Origin of the sequence: Adhaeribacter radiodurans, from assembly GCF_014075995.1 — a bacterium.
In the GTDB taxonomy this organism is placed as follows: Bacteria; Bacteroidota; Bacteroidia; order Cytophagales; family Hymenobacteraceae; genus Adhaeribacter; species Adhaeribacter radiodurans.
This window is the reverse complement of the sequence record NZ_CP055153.1, coordinates 6200513-6212248: the sequence shown is the minus strand read 5'-3', so window position 1 is coordinate 6212248 and position 11736 is coordinate 6200513. Positions and strand designations below refer to the sequence as shown.

Annotated in this window: 6 protein-coding genes; 2 read left to right on the top strand and 4 right to left on the bottom strand. The window is 42.4% G+C overall.

Going from position 1 to position 11736, the window contains the following annotated elements; genetic code table 11:
- Window positions 1-70: 70 nt before the first annotated feature.
- Window positions 71-1170, bottom strand: a protein-coding gene (locus HUW48_RS24705; protein ID WP_394368414.1) for an IS3 family transposase whose coding sequence is annotated in 2 segments (ribosomal slippage) — window positions 71-909 and window positions 909-1170 — 1101 coding nt in all. Because the reading frame shifts where the segments join, the coding sequence is not laid out codon by codon here.
- 509 nt (window positions 1171-1679) lie between these two features.
- On the opposite strand from HUW48_RS24705, the gene HUW48_RS24700 reads away from it, so the two are divergent.
- Both HUW48_RS24700 and HUW48_RS24695 read left to right on the top strand, forming a co-directional pair.
- Entirely contained in the window at window positions 1680-2507 is an 828-nt protein-coding gene (locus HUW48_RS24700; RefSeq protein ID WP_182412169.1) for a transposase, read from the top strand.
- A gap of 414 nt (window positions 2508-2921) precedes the next feature.
- Entirely contained in the window at window positions 2922-5831 is a 2910-nt protein-coding gene (locus HUW48_RS24695; RefSeq protein ID WP_182413468.1) for a T9SS type A sorting domain-containing protein, read from the top strand.
- A 220-nt stretch (window positions 5832-6051) separates the two neighbouring features.
- On the opposite strand, the gene HUW48_RS24690 is transcribed toward HUW48_RS24695, so the two are convergent.
- The 3 genes from HUW48_RS24690 to HUW48_RS24680 all read right to left on the bottom strand — a co-directional run bounded on the left by HUW48_RS24690 (window position 6052) and on the right by HUW48_RS24680 (window position 11544).
- Window positions 6052-6459, bottom strand: a complete 408-nt coding sequence (locus HUW48_RS24690) for a transposase (RefSeq protein WP_262891536.1) — start codon at window positions 6457-6459, stop codon at window positions 6052-6054.
- Between the two features lie 193 nt (window positions 6460-6652).
- Entirely contained in the window at window positions 6653-7027 is a 375-nt protein-coding gene (locus tag HUW48_RS24685; RefSeq protein ID WP_182413467.1) for a helix-turn-helix domain-containing protein, read from the bottom strand.
- A gap of 944 nt (window positions 7028-7971) precedes the next feature.
- Window positions 7972-11544, bottom strand: coding sequence for a DUF4082 domain-containing protein (locus HUW48_RS24680; protein WP_182413466.1), 3573 nt, complete (start codon window positions 11542-11544; stop codon window positions 7972-7974).
- Window positions 11545-11736: the final 192 nt, after the last annotated feature.

Sequence of the window (11736 nt, the reverse complement as noted above, 5' to 3'; positions counted from 1 at the left end):
ATAAATATTCATTCTCACGCGCAGCTGTAAGCTTCCCGTTTTTAGAACTGGTTACAATTATAAATTCTAATTAAGGTGATACTACTTTACTAAGCTGCTTTTTTCTAGCATATTCAACGGGAGCCATTCCATTCAAAGCATCATGTGGTCTTTTATGGTTGTAATCCTCGAGCCAAGTCGCCGTAATTTCTCTTACTTCCTCCAGGTTTTCAAATAAGTAAGCATTAAGTACATTTCGGCGGAAGGTACCGTTAAACCGTTCTACAAAGGCGTTTTGCGTTGGCTTGCCGGGTTGAATATATTTAAATTCTATCCCTTGGACCTGACTCCATTCCTTCATTAAGCTAGCCACAAACTCTGGTCCGTTATCCATTCGGATCTGTTTTGGTTTTTCTCTTCGCTTTAATAGGTGATTCAGTACCCAAACTACCCGGTTGCTTTTCAAAGAAAAGTCCACTTCAATATGCAAGATTTCCCGGTTATAATCATCTAGCACATGGAAAGAGCGGAACTTTCGCCCGTTCAGCAAAGCATCACTCATAAAATCAATCGACCAAGTATAGTTCAATGTCTGCGGTACTTGCAGGGGCTGTTGGATGCGGGCGGGTAGACGCTTTTTCGCTTTACGACGCAGGTTTAAACCCAAAGCGGTGTAGATGCGATAAACCCGTTTATGATTCCAAAGATGGCCTTCTTTACGTAACCGTACATAGACCTTCCAAAAACCTTCTCGGGGATGCTGCTCGGCTTTCTGCCGTAAAGCTTCTTCCACCGGTTGGTCCTCTTTAACAGCTTGATAATAGTAAACCGACTTGCTTAAGCTCAATACCCGGCACGCCCTGCTGATGCCGGCTTGTGGTTGCTGGTAAACCTCTTCCACCAGCTGTCGCTTTTGGCAGGGCTTCAAAGCTTTTTTTCGATGATCTCCTTCGCTAATTTTAAGTCTAAGGCTAGTTCCGCATACATGGCTTTCAACCGCCGGTTCTCTTCTTCTAAATCCTTGAGCCGCTTCAGCTCGGTCGCATCCATACCGTTGTAACGTTGCCGCCATTTGTAAAAAGCCGCTTGACTCACTCCATGCTCTCGGCTAATCTCGGCCGCACTTTTACCATCCTCAAATTCCTTGAGAATTTTAGCAATTTGTTGGGGACTAAAGATCTTTCTTTTCATAAGTACTGTTCTAAGTTAAGTTTTTTCCTCTTCCTGAACAGTTCTATTTTTGGGGAAGCTTACAAAGTACATATTTAAAAAAGCTTAAATATGTACTTTTGTATTGTAATTAATCTTTCTATATTAAAGCATTAAAAATAAATAATGTAATTTTATGTTAGTTAAGTACCTGGACAAAAATAAATATACATTCTCACGCGTAGTTTTAGTGGAAAAACAACCACACCTACCCCTCCTAAACTTAGGAGGGGAGCTATTATCCAACTTATTATCTATCATTTAATTTGTCTCTTTACTTAACTGGATGGTGTAACTGAATAGATTAGTTGTATAATCTGCGTACAATATTTAACCTTTCTCGTTTTACTTTTGGTTATTACAGATACAGTTTTTATAACAATAAAGAATATAGCTAATATTATAAAGAAGTTGTTTAGAGTTTTAAAACTACCAAAGAAATAGGAGTGTAAAAGAGTTTGCAAAGACACTTTACACAAGTTCCTATTTCAATGGCAGTATTAAGCGAAGATAAAATAAATCGGTGGATAGTTCCATATTTGAGCCAAGGAAAGAGAGGCAGTAAATTACAAGTAGCACCAGCAGCCATTATTTCAGGTATTTTATATCGGTTGAAAACAGGCTGTCAATGGCGAGAGTTACCCCTAAAAGAAATATTTACTGGCCCAACCATTAGCTGGCAAGGCGTGTATCATCATTTTCGAAAGTGGGTAAATGATGGGAGTTTTAAGAATGTATGGCTTGGCCTACTAAAAAGCCAGCGTTGCTTACTAGATTTATCAGGTGTTCAGTTAGATGGTAGTCAGACTATCTGTAAGCAGGGAGGGGAATGCATTGGTTATCAAAACAGGAAAGCGGCCAATAGTTGCAATAGCCTGTTTTTAGCTGATAACAAAGGGCAGATGCTGGCTTGTAGTTTACCAGTATCAGGAGCCCACCATGACTTGTATGAGATTGAAGTAGTATTTAAAGAATTATGTAATTTATTGAAAGAAGCAGGTATTGAAACTAAAGGTTTATTCTTAAATGCCGATGCCGGATTTGATTCCCAAGCTTTTAGAAGTATATGTTCAGAAATGAAAATAGAAGCTAATATTGCCACTAATCCCAGGAATGGCCAAATCACGGATGAATATATTTATTTTGATGAACAACTCTTTAAGCAGAGAAATGCCATTGAAAGAGCTAACGCCTGGATGGACAGCTTCAAAGCTTTGCTCATTCGATTCGAAACCAAAGCACTACACTGGTTCGTGCTTATTTTAATTGCTTTCTCCGTCTTATTTATTCGTAAAATCCCTAATAAACCAAAACTCTAAACAAGTTCATAATTAAAATCATATATAATAGCTGTATTCAGGTTTAGGTTAGTAACCATTTACTTTTAAGATAAATATTCCATAAAGAAGCAAACGCTGATTTTATTACTTTCTCTTTTGAGTTCTTCTAATTGCTTCTTTTAAACTAATTCGGAGGGGCCTATTAATATTTGACAGATAGCTATTACTAATTAAACCAAGCTAATTGTTTTCTCTTTGCAACTTACAATAATCGGCTTCATTTCGATTTATCTTTTTCCAGAACTTGTCTTCATTATAGTTCATTAGTTGTAATTCTTGATATACTTCTAATAAAGAAATTTGATTTTTATGAAAACACTATTATCACAATTAAGTTTGGATACTTTTATTGTCTTACTTAAGTACTGGCGATTGCGAGTAATATTTATTTTTTTGTTTTTAATATATTATCCTTCTATAACCTCTGGACAAATTAAAGAATGGGACAAAACATTAGGTGGCAGTGACCTGGATGAACTTACCTCTTTGCAGAGGACCATTGATGGTGGCTATATTCTAGGTGGAAATTCCTATTCTGAAATCAGTGGAGATAAAACTGAAGCTCCAAGGGGAGTAGGAGATTACTGGATTATAAAAGTGGATGCAACTGGTAAAAAGCAATGGGATAAAACTTTTGGGGGAATTAGCAGCGATTTTCTTACTTCTTTGCAGCAGACCAGTGATGGGGGCTATATCCTAGGTGGAAATTCCCTCTCTGATATTAGTGGAGATAAGACAGAAGCTTCCAAAGGAAGTAATGATTACTGGATTATAAAAGTGGATGCAACCGGTAAAAAGCAATGGGATAAAACTTTTGGGGGAATTAGCAGCGATTTTCTTACTTCTTTGCAGCAGACCAGTGATGGGGGCTATATCCTAGGTGGAAATTCCCTCTCTGATATTAGTGGAGATAAGACAGAAGCTTCCAAAGGAAGTAATGATTACTGGATTATAAAAGTGGATGCAACCGGTAAAAAGCAATGGGATAAAACTTTTGGGGGAAGTGACTGGGAGGAACTTTCTTCTCTTCAACAAACTACGGATAATGGTTTTATTTTGGGCGGACATTCCAGTTCACCTATTAGTGGAAGTAAAACAGAAGAATCAAAAGGTTACCTGGACTTCTGGTTGGTAAAACTGAATGCTACTGGCGAAAAACAGTGGGATAAAACTTTAGGGGGGAACAGTAGTGATTTACTTAACTCTCTTCAGCAGACCAGAGATGGTGGCTATATCCTGGGTGGAGCTTCCGTTTCCTCCATTAGTGGAGACAAATCAGAAGTTTCAAGAGGATTGATGGATTTCTGGATAATAAAAGTGGATGCAGCTGGCAAAAAGCAATGGGACAAAACCTTAGGAGGAAATAATTACGATGAGCTTACATCTCTTCAACAAACCATTAATGAGGGTTATATCTTAGGTGGTTACTCTGTTTCTAATAAAGGCGGGGATAAAACTGAAGATAATAAAGGAGATTGTTTTTTCTTCGAGTGTCCTGGTGATTACTGGACGGTGAAGTTAGATGCTACCGGGCATAAAGAGTGGGACAAGACCCTTGGCGGGCCTGCCAACGATGCTATGTCTTCTATTCAGCAAACGAGTGATGGTAGCTATATTTTAGGGGGAACTTCCAGTTCTGGAATCAGCGGCGATAAATCCGAGGATTCTAGAGGTTTCTCAGACTACTGGTTGGTGAAGATAAGAGAAGAACAATCTACTACTACCCAATGGGATATGCGTTTTGGTGGCTCAGGTAGCGACAACTTTACCACAGCTATTAAAACTTCAGACGGAGGCTACTTATTCGGTGGTTACTCTAATTCAGACATAAGTGGTGATAAGACTCAAAGCAGACAAGGCAAAAACGACTTTTGGATTGTAAAAAGTGATAAAAATGGTAAAAAGCTCTGGGATAAACGGTTTGGCGGTAGTGCTGATGATTACCTCAACCGAGTTATTCAAACTAAAGATGGAGGATATTTATTAGCCGGTAGTTCTTTGTCAGGTAAAGACGGAGACAAGACGGAAAAAAGCCGCGGCTTGCGGGATTACTGGTTAGTAAAAGTAGATGGTAACGGTAATCTACAATGGGATAAAGCCTTTGGAGGTAGTGGTTCGGATGAACTGGAGAAAGTCGTGCAACTTAGCACTGGAGAATACGTGTTAGGCGGTTACAGCAACTCGCCGGCCGATGGTGAAAAAAGTCAAGGTAGCCAAGGGGGTAATGATTACTGGTTAATAAAAATCAGCAGCACCGGTGCCAAAATCTGGGATAAGCGTTACGGAGGTTCATCAGAGGAAATACTAGGCAGCTTTACGCAGACTCCGGAAGGGGGCTTTTTATTGGCAGGCAATTCTTTATCTGGAATCAGCGGGGATAAAAGCCAGACTAGCAGAGGTGGAAGTGATTACTGGATAGTACGTATTGATAAGGACGGCAATAAGGTTTGGGATAAAACCTTTGGAGGAAGTGGAGAAGAGAAGGCTTACTCAGTTGGTCGTAGTGGTGATAGCTACTTCATGGCGGGTACGAGTGCATCAGGTGCTAATGGGGACAAAAGCCAATATAGCCAAGGTGGCCAAGACTATTGGTTGCTTAAACTAGATCATAACGGCAACAAAGTGTGGGACAAGCGATTTGGGGGAAGTAAAGACGAAAAGTTACAAGCTAGTACTTACACGGATAAAGGTTTGTATGTACTGGCTGGTTCCTCATACTCGGGAATTAGCGGCGACAAAACGCAAGCTAGCCACGGTGGAAGTGATTATTGGATAGTGAAGGTGGATGAAAATGGACAGGTAGTAGGAGATCAACGGTTCGGAGGCAATGACAAGGACGAATTACGCACTGTGTTTCAAAGCAATGATGGTGGTTTTTTACTCGGTGGCCGTTCTTATTCTGGGGTAAGTGGCGACAGAACGCAGGCTAGCCAAGGCAGTAGTGATTACTGGTTGGTGAAAGTAGCCCCTGAGACTACATCAGTGATAGCGGCGAGAGAAACAATCATATTTAAAGAACCAGTGCCCAAAACAGAACTAACCCTATTGAAAGCGTATCCAAATCCTTTTAAAGATAAGTTAACTATCCATTTCAATTTGCCTGAATCACAATATGTAAAAGTAAAATTGTATGATATACAGGGAAGAGAATTAAAGACTTTGTTTCAAGGCCAAGTTCAAGCGAACCAATCCTATCACTATCAACTCGAATGGCACACAGGAAACCAAGCAACAGGGCTATATCTGATACAATTGCATACTTTTGGTAAGAGCTACACCACTAAGCTCTTGCTTTCTCGCTGAGTTCTTGCAGGCTATTTTCTGTGACTAACTTGGTGTAACAAGCTGGCCTGAGTACAAGTAATAAACTTGAGCCAGTTAGCTTCTTTATTATTGTGTGCTCTCCTCTAACTTAGGTTCTCTAGGCCAATATTAGCTTGAATTAGCCATGCTGTTTCAGAAAGCTATTGGTTGTTGGTGCTAACAAATACTTCCTGGTATTATCAAACTATTACATAAGTAGTTAGTCAAAAATAATCGAATATTTAGTATTGATATTATCGAGTACTTGGTGCAGATAAAAAGATAAAGAATCGAAGTTAAGGAAGGCCTTCAAATAGAGCCATTGGTATTTGATCTGTCGCCAGAGTAATTCAATTGCATTCAACTCCGGGGAATACGGGGGCAGAAAGTAGAGGTATAAATCTTGCTGCTGCCATTCTTTCCTCTTGGCCTGAAAAGCTTTGCCACGGTGAGTGGGCGCATTATCCAGCACCACAATGGTTCTTTTATCGATGCTGGTGCAAAAGTGGTCAAAGAACAAAATCAAATCTTGGTGGTTAAAGCTATTTACTTGGGTTTGGTAGATAAATTTACCTGTTTTAGTATAGAAACCCGCGACATTAATCCGTTTGCCTTTCCTCGGTAACAGGCTTATCTGTTAGCCTTTCTCTTGCCAGGCGTAGGGCAAACAGGAGGTCAGCGAGAAACCACTTGCATCGTAAAAATACACATCCAACCACTGCTGCCCGGCCAGCGATTCTAACGCCTGTACCTGAAGGGCGGCCTGGTCAAACGCTTGCTGGTTGCGCCTCGACTTTAAACTTTGGCGGATTCTTCTAAAACTATACTGCTCTTGTTTTTAAAAAGCGTTGCAACGTTTTCTTGCTTATCTGCACCCCGTGGGTCTGCGCCAACTGGGCTATCCCTGTGTCTAAAGACCGGCTGCTTTGAGTGACATACTCTTTTAACAGCTTTCCATCTAACCCAGACAGTTTCTTTTTGCGTCCTCGTCCGCAGCTGATGGCTAATGCCTTGGTGGTTTCCCAGCTGTTAAACCAGCGACTAATCGTCGCCCGTTGCACGCCAAAGGTCTCGGACAAGGCTTGGATACGCATCCCTTGGTGGGACAACAACAAACATTGACTCCGTTTGCGAACCGTACCATCTTTACTCGTCTGGTAGTGTCTCTTGAGCAGGGCTTGTTCTTCTTCCGTCAATTTTATTACTCGCATCCTGTTCTATACCATTGTTCGTTTATTTTTGTCTACTTACTTAGAATCCTATTCTAATGTTTTTTATGCAGGCTGGATAGAATCGAATAGTAGGATCATTCTGCAGTGTATTTCCTGGAAAATACACTTTTCTGAGTTAAGAACGGAAAACATGGCAAAAACTAGTTATGTAAAAAGAGCCAAGCGTCAAATAAAAGAGAGAACCCCATTCACAACCTTCATCTCGGTATTCTGCCAATTCCCACCCATCCATAGAGCAACCTCACAGTAAACATTTAAATCATAATCAACTTACAAAGGTTCTAAAAAGTCTACACTTAGCTATATACCCATTCTTTAGCTTCGACTTCCGATAGAGGAATGCCTGCACAAGGGAGTCCATTGCTCACGCAAAACTTCTAAGCACGTAGGTTTTTCACTTCGGAAAGGTAAAATATCTGATAATGGTATAAAAAGCTTTGGAACTAGTTATTATTGTAGCGGAATGTTTTGCTACATTTGTTGGCCTAACCTGGAATTTACTAATTCAAAAAAGATGTTTTTAAGGTAAAGTTGGCAGAGCCAACTTTACCTTAAAAACATCTTTAGCTAGACACCCTCAGCTAACTTTAGCAGTCACTAAACATAAGAAGCCCGAGAAACTTAATTCTATTTCTTAAGTTTGCTTTACCTGAGTAATGCAATTGCTGCTGGAAAAAGGATAATCCTCTTTAGAAGCTGATGCATAATCTAGGTTTTACTATATTCTAATAGTGTTCAATGTGGTTAAGTGGGATATTACATTAATTAACCTGATTTAAAACCTAGAATTTCTTCTTAACACGTTGCTTTATAGGTTATCTATTTTATAATTTAATACTGGTAGATCCCGTTACCCATTAATTGCAGAGTAGAAGACATAATAACAATTTGAGTCTTACTAATTACATTTACCGATCTAGTAAAAGCTTAGCTGTTTGAGCACCAGTGTTAGTCTGCAGCCGCACCAGGTACAATCCTTTAGCCAGTTTAGCTCCGTCTACTTCTATTATATTCAGTTCTCCCGCGTTGACCTTTCCCTGCCTAAGCACCTTGACCAGCCTGCCTTGCGCATCGTAGAGGTCTAGGGTGTAAGCTCCACCTTCCACCAGCACAAACTGCACCTTCGCCTTATGAGTAACCGGGTTAGGATAAACCATCATTCCTTCTGCTTGCGTTAACTTTACTTGTGCTCCTACTTCTGGGGTAGCAATGTTTAGGCGGGAGGCGGTACTAGCCGCCGAACTCACAGTGTTAAATACCGCGTCCACATAATAGTTACTGGCCTCGTAGTTCTCGGTAGGGTAGGCTGGTGTGGCTGTATACAGGTAAACTCCATTGCGGCCATCAAACCCATTTTGTAAGCCAGTAAGTGGCCCGTTGACAATGGAACTAGTAAAGCCAAAATCATTGACAGAATAATGGCCCTCACTACTGTGGTAAGTAATGACATAGGTGGTATTAGCGGTAATAGATACTGGTGAGCTGAAATTTACCTCCTGCCAACCTGAGGCTGTCTCATTAATAAACGTAGCCTGCGCTAGCAGTGTGCCGGTGCTGCTGTAGAGTTGCCCAATGTGGGTACCGGTATTGCCTGTCTGCTTGTAAAAGCGCACAGCGGTTACATTTCCATTGACCGAGGAACGAAACTTCATGCCCAACTGCACGCTCTGCCCATCATTCTGGATAGTACCACCCGGCACATCCGTAGGCCGGAATACCGTGCAGGGGCACGTTGAGGGCGGGTTACTTCCATTAACCGTTATACTCACGGCCGCTGAAGTGGTGGTAGTCCCGCCATTATCCGTTGCCCGGGCCGTGAGCGAGTAAGTGCCGGCCGCGACATTGCTCCAAGCAAAGCTATAAGGGCTACTGACATCCGTGCCCAACAGGGTGGTACCATTATAGAAATCTACCTTGCTTACTGTGCCCGGACTCGTATCCGCCGCATTGGCATTGATGGTAATGGAAGCGGGCGCCGTAAACGTAGCCCCATTTGCCGGTGAGGTAATCGCCACTGTTGGGGCTGGATTAGAAGGTGGAGCACCATTGTTAAATACCACGTCGACCCAGTAATTCGTTGCCTGATAAGTGGAGCCGGGGAAAGCCGGGGAACTGCCGTACCCGTATACTCCATTGGGACCATCCGTTCCATTGGCTAAGCCGGTGAGCGGTCCGTTGGTCTTAGCCGTGGTAAAATAGTCATTGGTCTCCGAATAAGTTCCCCCACTGCTATGGAAAGCCACAATGTAGGTGGTATTGGCCGTAATAGCAACGGCTGCAGGAAAGGGCACCTGCTGCCAGCCTGTAGCGGTCTCACTTGTGAACGGGGCTTCTGCTAGCAGCGTGCCAGTGCTGCTGTAGAGCAACCCGCGATGAGTACCATTATTGCCACTCTGTTTATAAAAGCGCACCCCCGTAATTGAACCACTGCTCGAAGAACGAAACTTCATACCTAAGGTCACGGGATTGTCTACCTGCAAGCTGCCCGTTGGTACCTCACTCGCCTGGAATACCGTGCATGGGCAACTAGTACTTCCACCGATAATAGTTACATTCCTAGTAATGGGCGAACTCATATTTCCTAAATCATCAAAAGCACGGCTTTTAATTGTAGTTGGCCCTTGAAGGGTAGGCGTCCAAGAGAATGTCCAGTTAGTAGTCCCGTTTGCTAAGCGCCAGGTTGTGCCGCCATCTGTGGATACTTCCACTCCCGCTACTACATTTGCATCTGTCGCCGTGCCACTGATTGTTACGGCTGTACCAGCTGGTAAACTGGCCCCCTCAGCTGGAGATAAAATTGTGGTGACCGGAGCCTGAGTATCTGTTGATGCAGTTGCAGTTACTAAACCAGTTTGTAAACTTCCGGGCTGCGCCCCCATATCAGCAAACAAGTTTACGGTTGCCTGCTGCAAGGCCCGACTAGGCGCTGCACTACCCCGATCATGGTTGCTGTCTAAACCCCACGAGTATTGTACTGTGCCGGCCCCGAATATCAATGCCCCATTGCTGTGTCGATAGAGAGAACAATTATGAACCTGGCTATTTATAACAGTACGTGAAAGCACCACTCTGCCTGCTGGATAAGAGGAGCGGTAAGCCTCCTGCTCTGAGTCCCACTCGTAACCAATAATGCCATTGGTCAAGGTAGCCGTTTGCCCATTTTCCAAAGAAGCAACACTGGTATTGCGCCAGAAACGGAAAGTTTTAAAAGTACTTGGTACCGTTAGGGCGGCGGTATTTTCGGCCCAACTGATTTGCCCAGTTAAAGCATTTTCCGGATGGCAACCATCATTAATTTGGCTACCTGTTACAATCTCACAACCACTTCGCCACAAACCCGTCCATTCTGGACTAGGATCACAGTTGTTCCCGCAAACATTTTCACCTTGGGTACCTTCTTTGTAGCAGACCAAAGTGCGATGGGAAGTACCACTGCCATCAATACTGTTTTCCCAACGCGTCTTCCAATATACCTCATTACCACTAAAAAAGGCAAGGTTTGTTCCGGAGTTACGGGCAGCGGTTACATTAGCCCGTTGGGCTCCTGACCAGTACTCATCATGCCCAACCGACATAAACACTTTATGATTAGCAATAAGATTTCCCCGGCGGTCGCTATCCACATCTGTAGTATAACTTACATCATAACCATTTGACTCAATCCACCGGATCATGGGGTACTCAGCATTGAATATCCAGTCTTCTTCTGCACCGCCGCCACCGCCGCCGCTACGGGTAACGAATGGTCTATTATAACTTACCTTTACAGCTTTGCCACCTGTACCGGTGTAAAGGCTTCTGCCATTATTGTTATCACCATAAATGTTGTATGCCTGCCACGTAGCATCAGAAGTTTGGAAAAGCAAATTAGAAGTACTTGCATCATCGCGAACAATAAACACAATATGACTTGAACCTTGTGTATCAGTTCGGGTTAGCTTAGCAATATAAACCCCCGATACAGCGTTGCTTGGAATAACCCATTGGGCAGAAGTAGCCCAATTACCACAGTCAAGCAACCCAGTACTTGAGTTAGTGCTGCAGCTTGGCTGAGTCTGGGGTAAGGTAGCCGTCACGGTAGCTGTGCCTTGCAATCTAGCGCCATTGCCTTGATAATAACCCAGACGGTAAATTTTAACGGTATATGCCCTGGCATTGGTTTTTATCTTGAATCGTGCTGTTGTACCTTTGTTGTAACTAATGTCTGTAGCAAATCCTTGTATGGACATATCCCCCGCCCCGCTTATTTGCCATTCGGAACTCGGATTTCCGGATTTGGCATTCTCAGTTACAATAGCATTTTGGGCAGATAACTTAAAGGTGCCTAAACTCAATAGCAAAGAAAGAATTACCAGAAATACAAAAGCAGCATTCCCTGAAGAATAATTTTTAAGGAAAGCTTTAGCAGAATTGATACATGATTCTCCCTTAGTACATTCACCAGCCAATAACAGGCTTTTGCAAGTAAGCGTTGTATTCATATGTAACTAGTTTTTAAATGAAGGTTTTTATCTTTTTGATACTTTCTATAATTGTAAGCTGGTGAATTACATGAAAGACAGCAGAGCTTTCTAGCAATTTATTCACTATTGATACAGCCTGCTAAAGCTGCACAAGCGATTCATAGGTTGCCGGAAAGTCTGCTTCATTGATTGGGGAATTTTACAACTCTA

Coding starts and splice junctions, on each gene's coding strand:
- HUW48_RS24680 (WP_182413466.1), bottom strand. CDS start 11,544: ATGAATACAACGCTTACTTGCAAAAGCCTGTTATTGGCTGGTGAATGT.
- HUW48_RS24700 (WP_182412169.1), top strand. CDS start 1,680: ATGGCAGTATTAAGCGAAGATAAAATAAATCGGTGGATAGTTCCATAT.